Source organism: Methanovulcanius yangii, from assembly GCF_018687785.1.
Taxonomy (GTDB): domain Archaea; phylum Halobacteriota; class Methanomicrobia; order Methanomicrobiales; family Methanomicrobiaceae; genus Methanovulcanius; species Methanovulcanius yangii.
This window is the reverse complement of the sequence record NZ_LTBL01000001.1, coordinates 183866-206157: the sequence shown is the minus strand read 5'-3', so window position 1 is coordinate 206157 and position 22292 is coordinate 183866. Positions and strand designations below refer to the sequence as shown.

Here is a 22292-nt window from a genome sequence, read left to right as displayed (position 1 = left end):
TCACATACTTGTACCGTGAACGACGACCGGAATATCCTTGAATATCTGCTCATATTTCTCAAAGGCGGTGCTATGGGCATCTGCGATATCATCCCCGGCGTCTCCGGCGGAACGATTGCGCTTATCACCGGCATCTACGAACGGCTCGTCACCGCCATCGGCAATATCCGCCCCCGTGCCGTCGTCTCGCTCGCCCGCCGGGACTGGGACGGTGTCCGTGCAGCGGTCGCGGCCGTCGACCCGAAGTTTCTCATCACCCTCGGGGCGGGCATCGGTGCCGCGGCCCTCCTGATGGCAAACATCATCCTCCTTCTGCTGGAGTGGTATGCCGTCCCCACCTACGCATTCTTCTTCGGGCTCATCATCGCCTCGTCGGCGCTCATCCTCCTCGAGGTCGAGGAGCGGACGACGAAGGTCTGGCTCTTTCTCGTCGCGGGGTTTGCCGGGGGATTTCTCATCGCCGGGCTCTCCCCCTCCTCCCTCGGGCACTCGCTTCCCATCCTCTTTCTCACCGGCATGGTGGCGCTCTGTGCGATGATCCTGCCGGGGATCTCCGGGGCGTACCTGACCCTTCTCCTCAACCAGTACGAGTATCTCCTGAATGCAGTGAAGACGCTCTCCCTGCCCGACATCATCGCGTACATGGCAGGGGGAGTGGTGGGTCTCCTGCTCTTCTCCAAGGCGCTCAAATATCTCCTGCGCCACCACCACGGCATCATGCTCGGTTTCCTGACAGGGCTCATGCTCGGGTCGACCCGCCTCCTTGCAGACACCATCGGCGCCGCCGGCGGATTTGACATGCAGGCGTGGCTCTTCACGGCGGTCGGCATTGCGGTCATCGTCCTGATGGAGTGGGCCCGCCGCCGGTTTGCCGCCGGTCGCTGATCAAAGTCCGGACGAGGAGACGATCATGACGACACACCGCGTGGCCCCTCCCCGGCTCCTTCCACACCACCACACTCCTGTTTTCCCGGTCGCAGACGGCCCGGACGTCCAATCCCTTCATGTAAGGTGGAGGTAAACATAGTACAGATTTTATGTACCTCGGCATTGACCACGGCACGACCGCAATGCGGTTTGCAACATCATCCGGCGAGATGAAGATCCCGCGCAGGGATGCGACCGCCTTCACGATGGATGACCTTGCCCCGCTCTCCCGAAACGGCGCCTTCGACGGCATCGCCGTCTGCTACTCCATGGGCGACGCCATCAGTGCGATCACCGATATCAGAAAGGTACAGAACCGCGGCATCATCACCCGCGAAGGCGCAGGCGAGCACATCGGCGGCGGGACACGGGTCTATGATATGGTAAAGGAAAGCGGCATTCCCGCCGTCGTCATCCCCGGCATTCACCGGGGGTCCCCGACGGACCCGCGCTTCAAGGCCTACTCCCACCAGACGAGCCCGGAGAAGCTCGGCATCGCCTACGAGGCGCAGCAGTCGCTCGGGGACACATTCATCGTCGCAGACGTCAGTTCCAACACGGTCTCGCTCCTCGTTCAGGACGGGGCCGTCGTCGGCGCCTTCGATGCGTGTGTCTTCGCGCCGGGGACCACCCACGGCGCCCTCGACGTCGACGCCATCCGCCGCATCGACCGCGGCGAGGAGACCGCAAACGAGGCATTCCTCCACGCAGGGGTCCGCCACACCCTCCCCGCGGACCAGCAGGCACCGGCCCTTGCCCTCTGGACCGCGATGGAGATTGCGGCCCTCCGCATCCTCGCCCCGGGCGCCCCCATCGCCGTCGCCGGGTCACAGGGGCCGGCCATCGCAGACGACGTGCAGGCAATTCTGGGCGACTCAGTTTCGGTATTTGACGAATGGGCGGCAGCACGGGGGCTATCGCGGATTGCACGCGATGTATTCACCGGAACCGATACCATTCTCGGCCTCGCGGTTGATCTGTAGATTTATATCTATTAATCATGTAAAATTACATGGGGATTTTTTTGAGAGAACTACGAATCCACGGAAGAGGCGGACAGGGTTCTGTTACTGCAGCAGAACTTATTGCGACTGCCGCTTTCAAAAGCGGCGTCTATTCGCAGGCTTTTCCCGCATTTGGTGTTGAACGAAGGGGAGCACCGGTGCAGGCCTTTGTCCGTTTCAGTGATGAAAAGATCCGGCTCAGAAGTCAGATCTACGAGCCGGACTACATAGTGGTCCAGGACAGTTCGCTAATCGCCGATGTGAATGTCTTCGGCGGTATGAAGGAGGGCGGCATTGCCCTCGTCAATACAGAACAGGATACCGTCCCCGGCGTCCCGGCCGGAGTGAAACTGATAACTATCGATGCAACATCGGTCGCCCTGGAGGTCCTCGGGCTGCCGATTACGAATACCACCCTTATGGGCGCCTTTGCCGCCGCAACCGGCGAGATCGAACTTGATGCCCTTGAGGAGGCCCTCAAGGAGCGGTTCGCAGGCTCTCTTGCAGAGAAGAACATCGCCGCTGCACGAAAGGCATACGAGATGGTCAGGGGAGGTGCCTGAGATGGCGCTTCGAATCGGATGCTGTGCACCCCCCGGAAAGGCGTGCGACAATAAAACCGGATCATGGCGGGTCTTCCTGCCGGTCGTCGACCCCGAAACCTGTACCCTCTGCGGCAACTGCGTCCTCATCTGCCCGGAGACCGCAATGGAAGAGGTCGAAGGCAAGATCGTCGTGGACCTCGACTACTGCAAGGGCTGCGGCCTCTGTGCCGAGGAGTGCCCGACCGATGCAATCGCAATGGAACTGGAGGAGAAATAAATGCTGCAGATAATGGAAGGTTCCCACGCCGTTGCAGAGGCCGTGCGCCTCTGCCGCCCGGAGGTCGTCTCCGCATACCCGATCACCCCCCAGACACATATCGTCGAACGCCTCGCCGAGATGGTGGCTGACGGTGACCTCGATGCAGAATACATCTGCGTGGAATCGGAATTCTCCGCTCTCTCCGCATGCCTCGGGTCGTCCGCGGCAGGGTCCCGTGTCTATTCCGCCACATCGTCGCAGGGGCTGATGCTCATGGCAGAGGTAGTCTTCAACGTCGCGGGCATGCGCCAGCCGATCATCATGTCCATTGCCAACCGCGCCCTCGGCGCACCGCTCTCCATCTGGAACGACCAGCAGGACTCACTGTCCCTGCGTGACTCCGGATGGTTCCAGCTCTACGGCGAGGATGTACAGGAGATGACCGACCAGCACTTCATCGCCTACAAGGCGGCGGAGCGCCACGACGTTCTCCTGCCGGGATTCGTCTGCTTCGACGGGTTCATCCTTTCGCACACCTACGAGCCGGTCGACATCCCGACCCAGGAAGAGATCGATGCCTATCTCCCGAAGTATGTACCCTACAACATGCTCGACGCCAAAAACCCGATCTCCATGGGCATGTATGCCACCCCCGAGTACTACCACGAGTTCAGGTACGAGATCGACCGGGCGATGGACCGCTGCGCGACAGCACTTTCCGAGGCAGGAAAGGAGTTCGGCGAGATGTTCGGGCGCGACTACTCGGAACACATCGAGTCCTACCGCATGGACGACGCCGACATCGCCTTCGTCGCATTGGGATCGCTCTGCGGTACCGTCAAGGACGCCATCGACGAGATGCGTGCGGACGGCATCAAGGCGGGACTCGTCAAGATCCGGACATACCGCCCGTTCCCGAAGAATGATATCGCAAAGGCCCTTGCCGGTGTTGCCACGGTGGCCGTCCTCGAGAAGAACATCTCCATCGGCTCTGCCATGAAAGGCGCCGTCGGCCCCGAGGTTCTGCACGCGCTCAACGGAACCGGCATCAGCGTCTACAGCTATGTCACCGGTCTCGGCGGCAGGGATATCCGCAAGAAGGATATCCGCAATATCGCGGAGCTTGCGGTCAAAGGAGAAGGGGATATGTTCTACGGTCTTCGCGAGGAGGTGCTCTGAGATGGTCGACAAATCACTCGAGCTCTTCGACTGCGGCCACCGCGCCTGCGGTGGATGCGGACCTGCCCTGGCGGCAAAGCTCATCCTGAAAGGGACCGGAGAGGATACGATCGTCGTCGCCTCCACCGGATGCATGGAGGTATTCTCCACGCCATACCCGGAGACCGCATGGAAGGTCCCCTGGATTCACTCCCTCTTCGAGAACGCCGCAGCGGTCGCCTCCGGTATCGAGGCCTCGCTCAAACACAACAACCGCACCGAGAAGGTCGTCTGCGTCTGTGGTGACGGCGCCACCTTCGATATCGGGATGCTCTGCATCTCCGGTGCCTTCGAGCGCGGCCACGACATCACGTACATCTGCTACGACAACGAGGCCTACATGAACACCGGCATCCAGCGGTCCGGGGCCACCCCGTACGACGCCTCGACGACCACCTCTCCCGCCGGGAAGTACTCGATGGGCAACTCCCGCCCGAAAAAAGACCTCCCCCAGATCCTCGCGGCCCACGGCGCGACCTATGTCGCAACCGCAAGCGTCGCCTACCCGATGGATCTCATGAAGAAGGTGGAGAAGGCCGTCAACACGCCCGGCGCCTGCTACATCCAGATCCATGCCCCGTGCAGCACGGGATGGGGATTCGAGGGCGGCAAGACGATCGAGATCGGGAAGATGGCACTCGAGTGCGGCCTCTGGGTCAACTACGAGATGGAGAACGGCAGGCTCGTCAAGGCGAAGAAGGTAAAGCGCGTTCCGGTCGACGCCTACCTGAAGGCCCAGAAGCGCTTCCGCCACCTCTTCAAGCCCGCCCCGGTGACCGACGAGATCGCCAAGATCCAGGCCATCGCGGACGCCAATGCCGAGAAGTACGGCATCGATATCGAACTTTAAGGAATAAGCCACCATCCGGTGGACATTCGCCACTTTTTTTCCCGCACTTCTCTAAAAAAAGAATGAAAATTGGAGTCTTCCGTTACCCCTTCCTACGAAGGAGAGCGGCTCCCACCGCCACTGCACCGAGCGGCGCGAGCCATCCGGGAGGCGCCGGGGTGGGCGTCGGAGCGGCGGTGGTCGGCTCATCGGTCGGCATCTGCGTCGGCGATTCGGTCGGGACCGTCGGTCCTGTCGTCGGCGCCGCCGGATAGGTCATCAGATAAATGCCGGAGTTCGTGATGTCCGCCTTGAGGTACCCGTCGTCGGGATCTGTCGCTGCGTCCACCTCGTCCCAGCGGTCAAGGCGCTCGTTCAACCAATACAGATTGTGGACGGCCGCGTTGTCGCTGATGAGGATGCCCAGCTCCACCGCCGGGGAGAAGGTCGCCCGGCCGTCAGGACCGGTACCCGGGCCGAGATAGTAGGCGACGAGCTCATTCTGCCCCTCGGGAACGTCCGGCCAGACGCCCGTATGCAGGAAAGCCGCCACATAGAGGGAGAGCTCCCTGAGTGCCTGCGCCTTCTCGTTTAACGCCTGCGTCCCTTTCGGAAGGAAGACATATGCTTCCATCGCTCCTTCGCTGCTGCCGTCCCACAGGCGGGTGTCGACCTGCACATACCCGCCGGTGTCGACATTCAAATCGACGGTGCCGGTCGCCTCGATGTAATCGGGCGTGGGCGTCGCGGTCGGGGTGAGCGGTTCTGTCGCCGAGCCGAGGATGTCGGACGTCACCGTCTCCTGCACCGCGTTGCCGTCGCCGCCGCCATAGTTCTCCTTCATGTCATTGACGGAAATTTCCGCCCGGTACTCATACGTCCCCGACTTGTAGGCGGGATTGCCGGTGTCCCAGATGTACTGCTTCGATGACGGATTCGGGATGTACCAGACCGACGATGTCGGCTTCAGGTTGACGGTGGCAATCGATGTCGCCCCCGACACCGAGTCGAAGAGCGCCGTGTAGGTGGTCCCGTCCGGTTCGGTCACGTAGATGTCGATGCCGTCATCCGCGGCCGTCACGCCCGGCCGGGAGAAGATCGGGTAGGTGTTCGTCTCGATCCTGAAGTTGAGCTTGTCCCCGGTGATGAGCTTGTAGCCCTCCGCAGTCCGGGGAGCGGCATTCGACGGGTACACCCACAGGCGGACATTCAGGTAGGGCTCCTCCACGAAGACCGCTATCTCCGCCGTGCCGTTCACACCGTTCGGGTACGAGTACCATGCCCCCGTCCGGCCCAGAAAGTCGGACGGCGAGACATAGAACGTCGCCCCGGAACTGACCGAACGGAGAGCTTCAGGCGCTGAAGTCCCGACGTCCGCACCTGGGGCGTAGTAGGCAATCTGCGAGTCGCCGCCCACAAGGGTCCCGGAGAGGTCGAGCCCCTCTTCCCCGATAAAGACCGTCCCTCCCTTCGGGACCGTGGTGGTCACTGCCGCTGCCGGCAGCACCAGCAGGAGGACAAGCATACATGCCGCTACAAGGGCAATCATTCCGGATTTCATCATCTCTTCCTCACGTGTGAGGAGTCTTATATCCGGTACTCTATATGTGGGTTGCGACCGCGAGACCCGTGGAAAAGAGATTATTCCTGTTTCCTGCGGGTCAGGAAATAGGGCACCAGGAAGATGACGACCAGGGCAACCCAGAAGGTCCCGAAGATGACGAGCATCTGCTCCTGAAAGGCATCGTAGAACCGGACCTCAACCATCCGCTCCTCCTCCCACGTGATGATCGTCCCCTGAGGCGTCTGGTTCACCGATGCACCGTTGCTGGTATACCCCAGCAGCGGATTCGATATCGAAAAGGCATCCGGCAGAACGACGGTCACATCGGAGGCGGTGTCCAGTATCACGGTAAGGTGTCGGTCGTTGAGCGGGGCGTCATACCCGACGGTATAGTCACCTTCGGGGAAGGTGATCGTTCCGGCGTTCTTTTCTTCGAAGGGGACCGGACCGCTGGCATTCGTGACGGTGATGTTTGTTGCGGCAAGAGGCACCGGTTCCCCGAGAAACCCGGGTTCGGAAAACTTGTATTCAGAAATACCCTCGACCATCACGTCGCCGCGATACCAGGTTCCGTTCTCACCCACGACGAAGGTTGCATTCAGGGCTGCGGCGCCCTGAAAAAGGAGGATCAGTGCAAGACTGACCGCAACGATGCGATATCGGCATCGATCTCGATCGGTGGCTCGCATTGCCTGATCACCGTCTCCGGGTCTTTGAGGAGGTGCCCGGTCACCACACATACGATACGCTCGTCGCGGTCGATGAGGCCCGCCTCGACGAGCTTCTTCACACCGGCGACCGAGGCCGCGGAGGCCGGTTCGACCCCGATGCCCTCCTTTCTCGCAAGATCACGCTGCATGGCGAGGATCTCCTCGTCCGTCACCGCCTCGGCCGTCCCGCCGGTCTCCCGGATGGCCCGCAGCGCCTTCTCGGCATTGACCGGGGCACCGATCCGAATCGCGGTCGCGACGGTCTCGGGGTCCTTCTGGGGGATGAGGGGGTCGAGGCCCTGTTCGATCGCATCGACGACGGGCCGGGACCCCTGCGCCTGGATGCCGGTCATCATCGGCATCCGGTCGATGAACCCGAGCTCGATGAGTTCGCCGAGACCCTTGTGCACCGCCGAGATGTTGCCGGCATTGCCGACGGGAAGTACCATCCGGTCCGGGACGTCGCCCAGTTGGTCGACTGCTTCAAATCCGATGGTCTTCTGCCCCTCGAGCCGGTAGGGGTTGACAGAGTTGAGGAGGTATATCCCGTCGGTGACGCAGAGTTCATGCACCATCTCGAGGGCACGGTCGAAGTTGTCGCGGATGGCGATCACCTTTGCCCCGTGCATCAGGGCCTGCGCCACCTTTCCGAGGGCGACCTTGCCCGCGGGGAGGAGGACGACCGCCGGCATGCCGGCCTTTGCACCATACACCGCAAGGCTTGCCGAGGTGTTGCCGGTGCTGGCACAGGCCACCGTCTTCATCCCGAGCTCGCGGGCCATCGAGACGCCGACCGTCATTCCGCGGTCCTTGAACGAGCCGGACGGATTCATTCCCTCGTGCTTGGCGTAGAGTTCCTTCAGACCAAGCTCTTCGCCGAGCCGTTTCATGTGGTAGAGGGGGGTTCCTCCCTCCTGGAGGGTGACGGGCTCACCCTGTACGGGGAGAAGTTCCCTGTATCTCCACAGGCGCAGGGGACGCCGGTTCCACTCCTCACGGGAAATTTCCAGAGAGTCCAGATCATATTGAACCGCAAGCAGGTGATCGCATTTCCTGCAGCGGTAGATTATCTCATCACTGGCATACGTCGCACCGCAGCCGATGCAGACAAGACGAAACATAATACCAGTACTCTTCGCGCTTCGGGTAAGTATAGATGATGGAGGGAACAGGAAGAGGAGGGCTCCGCGGTCCCGCATCAGAGCCTGCGGTACAGGTCGTCGCGCCGGTCGGCCGTCACCGGAAACGATGCCCGCACACGTCCGACCTCGCCGGCATCGATATCGGCAAAGAGGAGCCGTTCTCCGTCGCCTGCCGCCGCCCGTTCCTCACCGTCCGGCCCCATGACGGCCGTGCCTCCGCAGTATTCCCCGACGGGCGTCGTCCCGATCGTGCCTGCGCCTGCCACATAGTACTGGTTCTCCAGTGCCCGGGTCGCAAGGAAGAGCCGCCAGTGATGCAGGCGCTCGCAGGGCCATGCGGCAGGCACGCAGACACAGTGCACTCCCGCCCGGGCATAGGCGGAAAAGAGGTCGCCGAACCGCAGGTCATAACAGACGGCCAGACCGAACTGCACGCCCCCGACGGCAAAACAGCCCAAAGAATTTCCCGGCGTATAGACCATCTCCTCGCCGGCGGGAGAGAAGAGATGCATCTTGGCATACGAGGTGAGGAGTTCGCCCTCCGGCCCATAGACGACGCAGGAGTTGGTGAGTCCGGCATCACCCATGATGCGGGCCGACCCCACGACCGTGATGCCGGACTCACCGGCGATCGCGGCATAGGCGGACTGGACGGGGCCCCCCGTCGGTTCGGCATGTGATGTCGCCCGCGGATCCCAGCCGGTCGCATACTGCTCGGGAAAGACGATGACGTCTGCTCCATGCTCCGCTGCCTCCCCCGCACAGCGGGCCGCCTGTCGCAGGTTCACCGCCGGTGCGTCCCAGCGGGACCCTACCTGTGCACAGCAGATCCTGACGACCCCTTTATGGGGAGACACCATCCTCACCGCCCGCATTCCGGTTCATCACCATGACACCGGTGACGACGACCACGGCACAGAGGATAAGGACATACCCTGCATACGGGACGGTGGCCCCAAGTATCCGTGCACCGATCAGTACCCCTGCCACAACAATACTCAGGGCGGTAACGAGGCCCCCTGCAATCACCTTCTTTTCAGCATCCATGTCACAAAACCGCCGCACCTGCACATCCCAGGATTCGTATCTACTTCTACCACCCACATACAGATAAATGGATTGAATCCAATGAAGCCCGCCCGAGGGCGCTTCCGCTCAGGAGCCGGGATCTTGTGAAGGTTAAAGAAAAAATGTATGATGCCTGTCTGCACCTTACTCGTAGAGGAATGCCTCGTCGATACGGGCGTACGGGGCAATCTCTTCGGGAGCAAAGTGGATGGCAATCTCGCGGGCCGCCGTCTCGTCGGAGTCGGAGCCGTGGATCACATTCATGCCGATCTCGAGGGCGTAGTCACCGCGGATGGTGCCGGGTGCCGCCTCTGCAGGGTTCGTTGCCCCGATCATCTGCCGGGTGATGGCAACGACGTCCTTTCCCTCCCAGACCATGAGGAAACAGGGTCCGCTCATGATATAGGACTTGAGACCGGGGAAGAACGGCTTTTCGACGTGTTCGGCATAGTGTTCGAGGACACGCTCTTCGGGGAGCTTCTCGAACTTGCCGGCGACCATCTTGAGGCCCTTCTTTTCAAACCGGGCGATGACGTCGCCGATGAGACCGCGCTGAACGCCGTCCGGCTTCACCATTAAAAAAGTGCGATCCATGAAGGATCACTCCTTGCCCAGTGCCTTGCGTCCGGCCTTCGTCCATGCGACACGGCGGGGAACGCGGCCAAGGCGATAGTTGTTCTGGCACTTGGAACAGCAGAAATAAAAGATGGTGCCGTCCTTGCGGACGTACATCTTCCCGGTACCCGGTTCCATCTGTTCGCCACAGAACGTGCAGGTATGAAAGTCTACCATTTATTTCACCTTCTCGAGAGTTTCTTTGCCTCGCGCTCGGTCTCGAGCAGCATGAGGACATCCCCCTCGCGGATTGGACCAACCGTATTGCGGGTGATGATCCGCCCCTTGTTGTTGCCCTCGAGGATACGGCATTTCACCTGCATGGCTTCGCCGTGCATACCGGTGGAACCGATCACCTCAATGACTTCTGCGGGCGTTGCGTCTGCCATAGGTCAGTTCACCCTCTCAGAGCGGTAATCTGCCCGACGACCTCATCGAGAAGTTCCTTGCCCTTCCCGGCCTTGACGATGGCTGCTGCAGCGGACCCGACGTCGAGGCCGCTTGCCGCACCGACATCGTTCTGCTTGTTGATGATCACGTACGGGATCTGTTTCTCGTCGCAGAGTGCGGGAAGGTGCATGACGATCTCTTCCGGCTCAACGTCGCCGCCGAGAAGGATAAGTTCGGCCTGTCCTCTCTCGACTGCCTTCGTTGCTTCGTTGGATCCTTTCTTGATCTTGCCGGTGTCGCGTGCGATCTCCAGTGCCTCGAGGGCTTTGTTCTGGATCTCGTCCGGAACTTCAAATTTTGCGTATACCTTTGACATAACTCACCTCATTCAGGAGCATAGAGGCAGGGACCGACCATGCGGTTCCCGCTATTCGAATGGGTACTCCTTCATCACTCATCAGTCAGTGATTGATGTAGCCATATTATATCGACAGTTTCACGGATAAATGTTATTGAATCCCCTTCTTTTAAGGGAAATTCGCTCGCGGCGAAGTGGCGTTCAGGTCTCCCGGACACGGTAGATGACGACCTCATCCCCGCTCCAGACGGGCAGGAGCGCATCTTCGGGGAGAAAGACCGCGTACTCTTCGCGTTCCGGCGTCCCCACATAGACATAATCGACACCGTAGACCTCATAGAGTGCAGGGGCACGCTCCGGGTCTTCATACATCGCCCGGACATCGGCCATCCGGGTGCCGACCATCCCTTCGTCCCCCCGCCACATCTGTTCATGAAACGGCATGCCGATGACGGTCGCAACCCCGGTGAAGGAGGATATCCGTGAGTAGTAGACGTAGTCTCCGCCTTCCGCCTCGAGGATCACTGTCCCCGCCGGGAGGGAGGAGACGAACGGAAGGGCCTCTGCATCGCCGGGGTGCTGCAGGCCGACCCATGCGAGCCCGTCCAGCGTCTTTCCCCCGTAGCCGTAGCTCAGGTCGGGGATCACAACCGGGGCGGCGAGGAGGACGAGGATGATGAGGAGCACTCCCGCGGTCTTCGCCCCCTGCGGTATGCGCCCCCCGGGTACGAACCGGGCACACCATCCGCCGACATATGCCATCGCCGCCGTTCCCATCATCATCCACGCGACGAGCCCGAACTTGAAGACGGTGTTCATCCGGTAGTAGACATCTCCCATCCCGTCCATCAGGTAAAAGAGTTCGGTAAATATGATGACCACAAGGCCGAAGACCGCCAGAAGGTCGGCCGCCCGCATGTTCTTTCGCAGGGCAAAGGCGGCTGCCGGCACCGCGGCGATCGCCGCCGCAGCATAGCCCGCGACCAGAAAAGGGGCGGCGGCAAGGACGAGCCACGGCCGCACCTTCAGGTCGGGGAGTGCGGCCATCCAGAAGACCGCCATGAAAAACCCGTACACCAGCAGGAACTCGCCCACGGCGGAAGGGAAGAGGACGATGCCCACCCCTGAGATCCCCTGTGAATCGAGCATCAGGTAATACGGGAGATACGCAATCACCGAGAGCGGCGGGACGCAGACGAGAAACCGCCACGGATACGGGTCGCCGGACCCCTCACGGACGGCCCGCCGCCAGATGAGGAGGCCCGCCACCAGTATCACCGGGGCGTAGATGAGGACGTCCCACGAGTTGATCCCCGGCATCGACCCGAGGGAGAGGGCCGCCGCCCCGACGATGATCCACCGGCCGATTTCCGAGCGGTGGTTCCACTCGTGGTAGGCATAGACGAGGATGAAGATGAGGAGTGCCTGGTTGAAGAGGGCGATCACATGGGCATGCGGGTCCCCCCAGAGAAAGGAGAAGAGGGGGAACTCGTTTATCGTGTCCGTAATCGTCCGCGTCGCCCCCCACAGGATATCATGTGCCCCGGCCCCGGAGGCGGCGAGGACGAGAAAGGAGGGGTTCACCAGAAAGAGCGCCAGAACCGGCAGCAGCCGGAACCGCTTCAGGAGGACATGGCCCGCCGCATAGAGCGCCGCGGCTGCGTTTGCAAAGACCGTCGGGAGGATGAGGTTGAATGCGACGGGGGAGGGCACCCCTGCCGAAAGCCCTACGGCCCCCATCATCCAGTGCCCGAGATAATAATAGACCGCAAGGTCGCCTCCCGCATACCACGGGTCGGGCGGGGCGACGACGGGGTCACGCATTATCGATGCGAGGAAGGCATGGTCCATGAACTTCTCCGCATACGATATCGAGGGGTTGAAGAACCGGATCTCGAGCATGAAGGTGAAGCAGAGGAGGAAGAGAACGTCCCACCGCACCTCCCCGCGAAGGGCGGCGAGGGAATACTTCCCCCGATACACACCCGCGCCCAGCAGGAGGAGAAACGGCAGAAGTGCCGCCTGCACGGGAACACCGATGATGCCGCAGTACCAGCTCACCAGGGTGAAGAGGACGAGGGAGAGCGGATAGGCCGCCCCGTAGGCGAGTTTTCCGAACCCCTCCTTCAGCCACGGCCAGAGGGCGAGCTGCAGGAGCTTCAGGATGCAAAGCCAGCCGATGACGGCCAGTGCCTGCTCCCCCGCCGGGATCACTTCCCGGCCTCCTCCACCTGCAGGGAACGGGAGAAGGCCCGGCGCATCAGGTCCACCGACCAGTCGCCGAAGAGATAGAGGGAGACGATGCCGCCACCGAGGGTGACCAGATTTTTCACGAGATGGTCGATGACCGCGATGAGCGTCGCCACGGCCGGCGTAACGCCTGCAAGCCCGAGGGTGAGAGCCACCGCGAGTTCATAGGTCCCGATCCCGCCGGGCGTGACCGGCACCGCCTTGACGAGATTGCCGATGACGATCGCAAGGGCAACGATGATGAAGGGGACCGGCGTTTCGAACATGAGCGCAATCACATAGCAGATGACGATGTCGGTGATCCAGATGGCAATCGAACTTGCCGAGAGGACGGTCACCGACGCCACCGAAAGCGACGCCTCCCGTACCTGCCCGATGAGCCGAAGCCCCATCGCGAGGTATTTGTTCTTTGACTCGAACCTGCCCGCAAAGAGGAGGAAGACGACGAATGCCCCGCAGAGCAGGATGGCGGCAACGATGATCGTAACGAACCAGTCCGGGACATTCAGGACGAAGGGGAGGGCGAGCGCCCCCAGAAGCGCCACCGTGATGATATCAAAGAACCGCTCGACGACGATGGACGAGAGGCTCACCGAGTACCCGGCATCCGCCTCGTGGTGCAGGACGAAGATACGGACGAGGTCGCCCAGCCGGGCGGGAACTATCAGGTTTGCCGTCTGGGAGAGGTAGATGCAGGCCGTCGAGAGCCAGAGCGTCACCGTGACCGCAAGCGACGAGAGGATGTAACGGTACCGCCATCCCCGCAGAAACCATGCCCCGATGCAGATGAGGACGGCAAGGAGGAGATAGGAATAGACGGCATGCTCAAGGGCTACGAGGAGATCGTCCCAGACGCGGGCGAGCATGAACCCGACGATCGCGACCGCAAGGACGGTGGGCAGCACGATGGCGCTAATCTTTCTGAGCATGCAGCTGCCACCTGAGACGGAAGATCGCCGAACCCATTTCAAAGACATCCTTGAACCGGACCGTCGTCTTGTCGCTGGTCCGCCACCGGACGGGGAACTCCTTTATCCGGTATCCTCTCTTCTGTCCCCGGACGAGCACTTCGGTATCCCAGAACCAGTGGTGCGACTCGACCTCAGGGATGAGCGGGAGGAGGCGGCTGCGCCGGAAGGCCTTGAACCCGCACTGATGGTCCTGCAGCGTGCTCCCGAGGACCGTTCGCACCAGCATATTGTACCCCCGGCTCGCCACCTCGCGTTCCTGTGTCCGGACGATGTCGCTCTCCCTCATCAGCCGGGACCCCGTGGCGATGTCATAGCCGTCCCGGATGGCACCGATGAGTTCCCCGAGGTGGGCGATGTCGGTCGCGAGATCCACATCATAATAACAGACGATGTCGGCATCGACCGACCGGAATGCCCGGTTGAGGGCTTCCCCGCGCCCGAGGCGTTCGTCCGAATGGAAGAGCCGTACACGGGGGTCTCTCTTCTCCCACTCACGGACGAGTTCGGGGCTTCCGTCCGTGCTGCCGTCCTCTGCGACGACGAGCAGGAAGGAACCGGTGATCTCCTCGAGGGCCCCGAGGGAGGCGGGAATCGCCGTCTCCAGCGCCTCCCGGTCGTTGAAGACCGGAAGGACGGCACAGACCTCGTACTCGCTCATGCCCGTCCCTCCATCACACGCTTCGCGACCTCGTAACCCGCCGCAACCGAGCCTTCCATGCTCCGTTCGGGATAGTTCGGGGCGGAGAACATCCCCGCCATATAGAGGCCGTCCGTTTCATAGGGGGCAATGAGTGACCGGTACCCGGTCGTGTACACCGGCCCCGCTGCAGTATCGACGGTCATGAAATGCCACTCGATCTCCTCGGGCCGCACGGCAAACCGGCGGCAGAAGTCGTTGATCATCGTCTGCTCGTGATCCGCGGGGAGACGTTCGGAGAAGTACGAGGCGAGGTAGACAATATGCGACCCGTACCGTTCCTCCGGGATGAAGTTCGTATGTCCGATGACCGCCCCATAGGGTGCCTCGTCCTTCATATTCACCCAGTAGATACCCTTCGTGACATCACGCGGGAGGCCCATCGTCAGGCAGGCAGCCCCCTGATAGGGAATATCAGGCAGGGCGGGCCCCCCGAGTCCTTCGAGGACCGACGGCCTGATGGTGGAGATGACGGCGTCATAGGGGGCCCCGTTCACCTCCCATGTCCCGTCCTCCATCTGCCGGACCGAGTGGGCGGCGATGCCTGTATGCACGGCCCCCCCCTTCTCCCGGATGGCCCGGACCAGTGCGTCCACAAGGGTGTGGTAGCCGAATTTCAGGTACCCGAGCCGCTCTCCCTCCGGCCCGCGGTCCGACCGGATGGCGATCCGTGACACCATCCACGCCGCCGAGACCTGATCCCGCATCGCACCGAACTTGCTCTTCAGGAGCGGTTCGAAGAACGCTTCGTACGTATGCCTCCCGCACTTTTCCAGAAGAAAATCCCGTGCGGTCACATCATCCAGTTCGTCTGCGTTGTACTTTTTTGCCGAAAGGGTGAGGCGGGCAAGACGGTATTTGTCCCCAAGCGTCAGAACGGGACATCTGAGGATCTCAAGGGGTGTCGTCAGGGGATGGATGGTACCGTCGACATAATATCCGGTGCTCCCCTTCCTCCACTCGAGACCTCCCTTTATGCCCAGTTCTCCCATGAGTCCGATGAGGAGACGGTCACCTGAAAAACAGTGATGATAATAATTCTCAATCCATGCATCACCGACACGGGTCGAGGAGAGGAGTCCGCCAGTTATAGAGGAGGCTTCCAGGACATCCACGGAGGCCTCGTCCGCAAGAGCGAACGCCGCCGTCAGACCCGTTAATCCTCCGCCAATGATGCAGATATTCATTCAAGTATACTATGCTATCAACCGTCATAAGAAAGTTTTTGAAGTTAAGAAATAAACACTTTAATAACCTGAAGAGGCGATTATCTTCAACCATTGGATGGTGTATATTCATGAGAGTTTTTTTCATCGGGTTTGGCCAGGCCGGCGGCAAAATTGTCGACATGTTCATTGAACAGGACAAAAAACATCCCACGAGATCCTTCCGAGCCATTGCAGTAAACACTGCCCGGACCGATCTCATGGGGCTCGACCAGATCGAGCTCAAGGACAGAATTCTCATCGGACAGACAGTTGTCAAGGGCCACGGCGTCGGCACCGACAACGTCACCGGTGCCAAGATCACCGCAGATGAAATTGACAGCATCATCAACACCATCGACAACCGCGGGACGCACGACATTGATGCATTTGTCATCGTCGCCGGCCTCGGCGGCGGTACCGGTTCCGGAGGATCTCCGGTGCTGGCACGCCACCTGAAAAGGATCTACAGGGAACCGGTCTATGCCCTGGGTATCCTCCCCGCTCCAGAAGAAGGTCGGCTCTATTCGTATAATGCAGCCCGAAGTCTGTCCACCCTGGTCAATGAGGCAGACAACACCTTCATCTTCGACAACAGTGCGTGGAAGAACGAGGGCGAGAGCGTCCGCGGAGCCTACCAGCGTCTCAATGACGAAATTGTCCGCAGGTTCGGCGTCATGTTCCGGGCAGGCGAGGTCGGCAAGAGCGGCGTTGGTGAGATGGTCGTCGACTCCAGTGAGATCATCAATACCCTACGGGGCGGCGGCATATCGTCTGTCGGCTATGCCATCTCCGAGACGGTGAGCAAGAGCACCAAGCAGCGGCAGGGACGGGCGGCAGGCCTCCTGAAAGGCTTCAAGAAGAAAGAGGCAGCCGAGGAGGTCCTGACCGGAGAAGACAAATCCGCGAAGATCATCGGTCTTGTCCGGCGGGCAATGCTCGGCCGGCTGACGCTCCCGTGTGATTATACGACGGCGGAGCGTGCCCTGGTCCTTATCGCAGGTCCACCCAATGAGATGGACCGCAAAGGGGTCGAGAAATCGAAGTCCTGGGTCGAGGAAAATATCGCCGGTGTCGAGGTGCGTGGCGGTGACTATCCGACAGAGAGTTCAAAGGTTGCGGCTGTGGTGGTGCTTGCAACCATCGGAGATGCACCCCGTATCAGGGAACTCCTTGCTATCGCAAAGGAGACCAAGGAAGATGTTATTAAATCGAAAGAGCGCCGGGCAACGATGTTTGACGACGAAGAAGTTGACCCGCTCTTTGAATGAACAGATGCAGAGGTGAGGCATGAAACGTGGAATTATCGCGATTCTCTGTATCCTGCTGGCATTATGTCTGGTTCCGCCGGCAATGGCAGCAGGATATTCGGTACAGTCTAGTGACGTTGATCCGAGCGGCCCCGCATCCCCCGGGGACCGCATCATCACGAACATTGCAATCCAGCTGACAGGGTCCGGAGATCAGACCTTCAACGCGGGGAATGAAATTGAGATCTACACCGATCTCGACGATCCGGAATACGAGTACACCGTTTCCATCAATGACATTGAACAGACCCGGACCGTCTCGACGAGATATGTCAGAATCTCCGGCTGGGAACTCTCGTATCCCGATACCAATGAGGTCGCCATCTATATCACCCTCGAAGGGAAGGCTCCTGCCGTCTCTTCAACAGGGGAGATTGAGGTCATTCGCATCCGGGAGCTTGACGGAAACGGCAATATCGTTTCCGCAGGTGAATACCTGATAGAAAAGACCGTCCTGAACCCCGAAGACATCGACAAGGTGCTTGACGTCCGTGAGGATGAACTCGCCGAGCTTCGGACCACCATCGACACCATCGCCACCGAGGGTGTCAATGTCGCAGATGCCGAGGCCAAGTACCAGGAAGCAAAGACGGCCATCACGAACGCGAAGACCTCCAGTTATACGCAGGCAAACGAGTATCTCGCGGAGGCCGGCACGCTGATTGAAGAGGCGGACGACCTCGCAAAGGCAGCCTATGCAAACAAGCTGATCAGTGATGCCCAGACGACCATCGATACGACGAACACCCACATCACCTACTTCGTGGAAAACCGTACGATGAGCGATGACTCACGCGTCACCTCCATCGAGAAGAAACTCTCCATCGCCGAGACCCAGCTCTCCCAGGCAAAGGACTTCCGGGACAACGGCGACTATTATCAGGCGCGCCTGAACGCCGAGGAAGCGGCATTGACTGCAGATGAGGCCCTTTCCTCCGCAGAGGACCTCCGCGAGGAGATCGGTGACGGAGGATTCCTCCCCGACCTGAGCGGCCTGGGCACCTACATCCTGATCATCGTCGCCGTGGTAATCATCGGAGCCATCGGATATACGGTGTATAAACGCCACACCAAGTGGGACGAGCTGGGCTAACACCCGGTATCTTCCACCCCCCCAAACTCATCATTTTTTCCCCCGGCATGGAATGCGTGGGGTTCAATTTCGAAATACAGTTCATCAATCGCCGTGTATCAGTACTCATGGCATCCTTTCGGGATATGCGGAGAATACAACAGTCACTGCCAAAAGAGGCAACAGAGGATATCTTCTGCCGTGGACAGTCCGGGGTCCTTGCCGTCAGCGGCGATGATGACTATCCCTATGCGGTCCCCCTGAACTACGCCTATGATTCAGGTAGCATCTATTTCCATTGCGCTACGAGCGGCCACAAACTGGACGCCATCAGCAGAAACAGCAAGGTATCCTTCTGCGTAATTGACAAAGACGAGATCATACCTGAGAACTTCACGACGTATTTCAGAAGTGCCATCGCCTTTGGACAAGCCCGCATCCTCACCGATGATGCAATGAAACGAGATGCACTCGAACTCCTTGTCCGCAAATACTCCGGCGATTATGAGGAAGAGGGCGCCGGGGAGATACGGAGAACATGGAACAGGGTCTGCGTGGTGCAAATAACGATTGAGCATATGACGGGAAAAGAAGCCATCGAACTCGTCAGGACATAATCGCCATCACACTTTTTTTTGTATCCCATTACGGCCGGAAAAAGCGATGCGATTACCCCCCGGACATTTCAATGGAAGCACGATGCCGGGGAATGAAGTCCGGAGAGGCTCTCAAAATTTCAGAATGAAGAAGCGGGGGGGCCGGATGCCCCCTCCGACAGGACGAAGACATTCAATTTGACGCTGCCGACTTCTCCGTCCCGTCTGAAATAATACTCGGCAAGGCGGTCCTCGTTGTCATAGATGGAGAACCAGTAGGAATGGTGAAGGAGCACATGCTCATACCCCGGCACCTCGTCAAACCCTGCCGGATAGTCGCTGATCACCACGCCGTACTCGCCATCTGCAAAATACTCCGGATTGGTGACCGAACCGAGATAGGAGATCTTCTCCGACCCCCCGCCACGATAGTACCATGGCATGGGCCAGTAATGCTCCCCGGTGATCGCCGCCTTCCTGTCCGATGCGTCGATCCATGCCATCACGGTCCGCAGGTCTTCGGAGTTCTGCACCTGGACGATCGGCTCGTTGATGTCGGCCGGCGTAAAGGCGACGTGGGCCATCATCACCACCAGGAAGAGCGAGGTGATCACCGCAATGACCGCCTTTTTCGAGGACATCATGTAGGCCGCAACGAAGATCATCGGGAGAAGCTGATGCAGGATCAGCCACGGGACCTTTTCCCCGATGTAGGCATAGGCGAGAAGCGAGATACCCATCCAGAAGATGGCAAATGCCATGAACTCGTACTGCCGACGCTCCGGGGTGCAGGAGAGACGGGACGACGGTCCCCCTTCTCCCGTAACCCCCCCGGAGGACATCTCCGCCGGAGGGGCCGCGGCCCCCGCCTCACCCCTGAGCTGGGCGAGTGCCCGGGCGCAGACGGCCCCGAAGTCCCGCGAGGAGCCCGTCTCTTCCATCCCCGTATCCGTACCCGCGGAATGTCCGCCCTTCTCTTTCGCCGCACCCCGTCCGGGGAGAGCAAACTGACCGATACCGATGGCGGCAAAGAGGACGATCGGCACCTCGTAGAGAAGGAAGAGCATCATGTAGAAGTACGGGGGTCCGCCAAGGCGCTGCTGACTGTGCATCGCCGTCCAGTGGTCGATGGCATCCAGCCATCCCGTCATCACCACCTCCGGCTGCGTCCCGAACGAGGAGTAGAGCACCGCCATGATACAGACGGTTCCTCCCACCCAGAGGAGGACGTCCTTCCACCACCCTGTATGCAGGGAGATCTTTTTCTTCCAGAAGACGAGCGCCATCAGCCAGAGGCCGAACGTGCCGATGATAATCGGCATATTCTCCTTGCAGCACATCCCCAGCCCCGCGGCGGCGGCCGCAAGGAGGACATACCGGCGCTGCCGGCACTCAAGGTAGTACAGCACCGCCACCAAAAGGAGCATGGTGAAGAAGACGACGAATATGTCATTTCTCAGGAACCGTGAGAAGTAGACCATGTTCGGCGATATCGCGAGGAACAGCGCCGCAATGAGGGTGCCGTTTCTGCTCAGGTACCCGAGGCGGTACACCGGATAGACGAGGGCGACGGTCGCGGTCCCGAGGACGGCCGGAAGCACCCGTCCGATAAGATCCGAATCGCCGAAGAGGGCGAACATCCCTGCGGTGGCATAATAGAGAAACGGTCCGTGATAGACGGGATCATAGGTATAGGTGCCCTCGGTCAGCAGGCGGTAGGAAAACCACGCATGAATCGCTTCGTCATGGTGGAAGAGCTTCAGGTCCAGAAAGAGAAACCGCACGAGAAGTGCAGCGATGATGATGATGAAAAAAATACGCTCAAAAGTAAAAATGCCCCGAAATTTAGGAGAGAAATCTGCGGCTTTCACGCCGCACCCTCAGTTCTCCAGGACAATTTCGATGCCGATATCTTTCGGCACCTGAATGCGCATGAGCTGTCTCAGTGCACGTTCATCGGCGTCAAGATCAATGAGCCTTTTGTGAACCCGCATCTGCCAGCGGTCCCATGTCGCAGTACCCTCACCGTCGGGGCTCTTGCGGACAGGTACGACCATCTTCTTTGTCGGAAGGGGAATCGGGCCTGCAAGATTTACTCCGGTACGCTCTGCAATCTCTTTGATCCGATCGCATACCATCTCTACTTTATTGAAATCAGTCCCTGAAAGGCGGATTCTGGCTTTTTGCATGATATGTCACCAAAAAATATTGAGAGGAGATTATCTCATCTGTTTGGCATCGATATCAATGCACATGCCTGCTGCAATGGTTGAACCCATATCACGGATGGCAAAACGACCGAGCTGCGGAATCTCTTTGATCTTCTCGATGACCATCGGCTGGACCGGGCGGAGCTTGACGATTGCAGCGTCGCCGGTCTTCAGGAAGGTGGGGTTCTCCTCCTTTACCTGGCCGGTGCGGGGGTCGAGCTTCTTCTGGAGTTCAACAAAGGTGCATGCCACCTGTGCGGTGTGGCAGTGGAAGACCGGCGTGTAGCCGACGGTCAGTGCACTGGGGTGGTGGAGAACCACGATCTGTGCAGTGAATTCCTCTGCGACTGTGGGGGGCTGATCTGCAGGACCACAGACGTCACCACGGCGGATATCGTTCTTGCCGATACCGCGGACGTTGAATCCGACGTTGTCACCGGGGCGTGCCTCGGGGATTTCCTCGTGGTGCATCTCGATGGACTTGACTTCACCCTCTTTGTTTGCCGGCATGAAGGAGACCTTCATTCCCTTCTTCATGACACCGGTCTCGATACGTCCGACGGGGACGGTGCCGATACCGGAGATGGAGTAGACATCCTGAATGGGGAGACGGAACGGAAGGGTCACCGGAAGCTCGGGTGCGACCAGCGTGTCGAGGGTCTCGAGGAGTGTCGGGCCCTTGTACCACGGGGTGTTTTCCGAGTGGGACGAGATGTTGTCACCTGCGAATGCGGACATCGGGATGAACGCAATGTCATCGGGCTTGTACCCGACCATCTTGATGAGGTCGGAGAGCTGCTTTTTGACTTCGTTGTAGCGCTCTTCGGAGTACTTTGCTGCATCCATCTTGTTGATGCCGATGATGAGCTGGTTGATACCGAGGGTCCTGGACAGGAAGACGTGCTCCTTGGTCTGTTCCATGGGGCCGTCGGGTGCTGCAACGACGAGCAGTGCCGCGTCGGCCTGGGATGCACCGGTGATCATGTTCTTGACGAAGTCGCGGTGGCCCGGACAGTCGACGATGGTGAAGTAGAACTTGTCGGTGTCGAAACGCTTGTGGGCGATGTCGATGGTGATACCGCGCTCACGCTCTTCCTTCAGGTTGTCCATAACCCATGCAAACTCAAAAGAGCCTTTTCCTTTCGACTCTGCCTCTTTGCGGTAGTTCTCGATGATGTGTGCAGGGACTGCACCAGTCTCAAAGAGAAGACGACCGACAGTAGTAGACTTTCCGTGGTCAATGTGCCCGACCACAGCAAGGTTCATGTGTGGCTTATCTGCTGCCATAATCCTATAACCTCCATTGTGATAATAGGCCCTTTGGAGAGAGCCCGGTCGTTTTGAAACGAGTA

25 protein-coding genes are annotated in these 22292 nt (G+C 59.8%); 9 read left to right on the top strand and 16 right to left on the bottom strand.

All coding sequences use genetic code 11. The features are described from left to right. Window positions 1-15 precede the first annotated feature (15 nt). From AZH53_RS01075 to AZH53_RS01050, 6 genes are all read left to right on the top strand, one after another. A complete protein-coding gene (locus AZH53_RS01075) occupies window positions 16-885 on the top strand; it encodes a DUF368 domain-containing protein (protein WP_319641711.1) in 870 nt (289 codons plus the stop codon). A 152-nt stretch (window positions 886-1037) separates the two neighbouring features. Then, window positions 1038-1910 (top strand): methanogenesis marker 12 protein, encoded by an 873-nt coding sequence (locus tag AZH53_RS01070; protein WP_319641710.1) that lies wholly within the window; start codon window positions 1038-1040, stop codon window positions 1908-1910. Window positions 1911-1951: 41 nt separating this feature from the next. Then, window positions 1952-2494: a pyruvate ferredoxin oxidoreductase subunit gamma gene (locus AZH53_RS01065; protein ID WP_319641709.1), complete on the top strand. Its 543-nt coding sequence runs from the start codon at window positions 1952-1954 to the stop codon at window positions 2492-2494. Between the two features lies 1 nt (window position 2495). Further along, on the top strand, window positions 2496-2753 hold the full coding sequence (locus tag AZH53_RS01060; RefSeq protein WP_319641708.1) for a 4Fe-4S binding protein: 258 nt from the start codon (window positions 2496-2498) through the stop codon (window positions 2751-2753). Beyond that, entirely contained in the window at window positions 2754-3914 is a 1161-nt protein-coding gene (locus AZH53_RS01055; RefSeq protein WP_319641707.1) for a transketolase C-terminal domain-containing protein, read from the top strand. A gap of 1 nt (window position 3915) precedes the next feature. After that, on the top strand, window positions 3916-4803 hold the full coding sequence (locus tag AZH53_RS01050) for a thiamine pyrophosphate-dependent enzyme (protein WP_319641706.1): 888 nt from the start codon (window positions 3916-3918) through the stop codon (window positions 4801-4803). Window positions 4804-4885: 82 nt separating this feature from the next. On the opposite strand, the gene AZH53_RS01045 is transcribed toward AZH53_RS01050, so the two are convergent. The 13 genes from AZH53_RS01045 to AZH53_RS00985 form a co-directional block, all read right to left on the bottom strand. Next, window positions 4886-6346, bottom strand: coding sequence for a DUF3821 domain-containing protein (locus tag AZH53_RS01045; protein WP_319641705.1), 1461 nt, complete (start codon window positions 6344-6346; stop codon window positions 4886-4888). Window positions 6347-6423: 77 nt separating this feature from the next. Next, window positions 6424-7035, bottom strand: coding sequence for a DUF5803 family protein (locus AZH53_RS01040; protein ID WP_319641704.1), 612 nt, complete (start codon window positions 7033-7035; stop codon window positions 6424-6426). Continuing rightward, window positions 6975-8177 (bottom strand): threonine synthase, encoded by a 1203-nt coding sequence (thrC, locus tag AZH53_RS01035; protein WP_319641703.1) that lies wholly within the window; start codon window positions 8175-8177, stop codon window positions 6975-6977. The genes AZH53_RS01040 and thrC overlap by 61 nt, the downstream gene beginning before the upstream one ends. Window positions 8178-8254: 77 nt before the next feature. Then, entirely contained in the window at window positions 8255-9058 is an 804-nt protein-coding gene (locus AZH53_RS01030; RefSeq protein WP_319641702.1) for a nitrilase-related carbon-nitrogen hydrolase, read from the bottom strand. Then, complete coding sequence (locus tag AZH53_RS01025) at window positions 9042-9245, bottom strand: hypothetical protein (RefSeq protein ID WP_319641701.1); 204 nt, start codon at window positions 9243-9245, stop codon at window positions 9042-9044. The genes AZH53_RS01030 and AZH53_RS01025 overlap by 17 nt, the downstream gene beginning before the upstream one ends. Window positions 9246-9410: 165 nt before the next feature. After that, window positions 9411-9860, bottom strand: coding sequence for a nucleoside-diphosphate kinase (gene ndk / locus AZH53_RS01020; RefSeq protein WP_319641700.1), 450 nt, complete (start codon window positions 9858-9860; stop codon window positions 9411-9413). Window positions 9861-9866: 6 nt separating this feature from the next. Further along, window positions 9867-10058 carry a 50S ribosomal protein L24e gene (locus AZH53_RS01015; protein ID WP_319641699.1) on the bottom strand — a complete coding sequence of 64 codons (192 nt, stop codon included), beginning with the start codon at window positions 10056-10058 and terminating at the stop codon, window positions 9867-9869. A gap of 5 nt (window positions 10059-10063) precedes the next feature. Next, entirely contained in the window at window positions 10064-10270 is a 207-nt protein-coding gene (locus AZH53_RS01010; protein ID WP_319641698.1) for a 30S ribosomal protein S28e, read from the bottom strand. Between the two features lie 8 nt (window positions 10271-10278). Next, on the bottom strand, window positions 10279-10647 hold the full coding sequence (gene rpl7ae, locus AZH53_RS01005; protein ID WP_319641697.1) for a 50S ribosomal protein L7Ae: 369 nt from the start codon (window positions 10645-10647) through the stop codon (window positions 10279-10281). Window positions 10648-10830: 183 nt separating this feature from the next. After that, on the bottom strand, window positions 10831-12843 hold the full coding sequence (locus tag AZH53_RS01000) for a DUF2298 domain-containing protein (protein ID WP_319641696.1): 2013 nt from the start codon (window positions 12841-12843) through the stop codon (window positions 10831-10833). After that, on the bottom strand, window positions 12840-13808 hold the full coding sequence (locus tag AZH53_RS00995; RefSeq protein WP_319641695.1) for a lysylphosphatidylglycerol synthase transmembrane domain-containing protein: 969 nt from the start codon (window positions 13806-13808) through the stop codon (window positions 12840-12842). Before AZH53_RS00995 ends, AZH53_RS01000 begins: the two co-directional genes overlap by 4 nt. Continuing rightward, window positions 13792-14508, bottom strand: coding sequence for a glycosyltransferase (locus AZH53_RS00990; protein ID WP_319641694.1), 717 nt, complete (start codon window positions 14506-14508; stop codon window positions 13792-13794). The genes AZH53_RS00995 and AZH53_RS00990 overlap by 17 nt, the downstream gene beginning before the upstream one ends. Continuing rightward, window positions 14505-15734 (bottom strand): NAD(P)/FAD-dependent oxidoreductase, encoded by a 1230-nt coding sequence (locus AZH53_RS00985; protein ID WP_319641693.1) that lies wholly within the window; start codon window positions 15732-15734, stop codon window positions 14505-14507. The genes AZH53_RS00990 and AZH53_RS00985 overlap by 4 nt, the downstream gene beginning before the upstream one ends. Window positions 15735-15844: 110 nt before the next feature. Here AZH53_RS00985 and AZH53_RS00980 point away from each other — a divergent pair, with 110 nt between their 5' ends. From AZH53_RS00980 to AZH53_RS00970, 3 genes are all read left to right on the top strand, one after another. Then, a complete protein-coding gene (locus AZH53_RS00980) occupies window positions 15845-17023 on the top strand; it encodes a tubulin/FtsZ family protein (RefSeq protein ID WP_319641692.1) in 1179 nt (392 codons plus the stop codon). Between the two features lie 19 nt (window positions 17024-17042). Continuing rightward, window positions 17043-18155, top strand: coding sequence for a hypothetical protein (locus AZH53_RS00975; protein ID WP_319641691.1), 1113 nt, complete (start codon window positions 17043-17045; stop codon window positions 18153-18155). Window positions 18156-18262: 107 nt separating this feature from the next. Then, complete coding sequence (locus tag AZH53_RS00970; protein WP_319641690.1) at window positions 18263-18751, top strand: pyridoxamine 5'-phosphate oxidase family protein; 489 nt, start codon at window positions 18263-18265, stop codon at window positions 18749-18751. A gap of 119 nt (window positions 18752-18870) precedes the next feature. On the opposite strand, the gene AZH53_RS00965 is transcribed toward AZH53_RS00970, so the two are convergent. From AZH53_RS00965 to tuf, 3 genes are read right to left on the bottom strand one after another with little or no spacing between them, the layout of a single operon-like run. Further along, window positions 18871-20601: a flippase activity-associated protein Agl23 gene (locus AZH53_RS00965; RefSeq protein WP_319641689.1), complete on the bottom strand. Its 1731-nt coding sequence runs from the start codon at window positions 20599-20601 to the stop codon at window positions 18871-18873. A 9-nt stretch (window positions 20602-20610) separates the two neighbouring features. Next, on the bottom strand, window positions 20611-20919 hold the full coding sequence (gene rpsJ, locus AZH53_RS00960) for a 30S ribosomal protein S10 (RefSeq protein ID WP_319641688.1): 309 nt from the start codon (window positions 20917-20919) through the stop codon (window positions 20611-20613). A gap of 30 nt (window positions 20920-20949) precedes the next feature. Then, window positions 20950-22227: a translation elongation factor EF-1 subunit alpha gene (gene tuf / locus AZH53_RS00955; RefSeq protein ID WP_319641687.1), complete on the bottom strand. Its 1278-nt coding sequence runs from the start codon at window positions 22225-22227 to the stop codon at window positions 20950-20952. Between the last annotated feature and the right edge of the window lie 65 nt (window positions 22228-22292).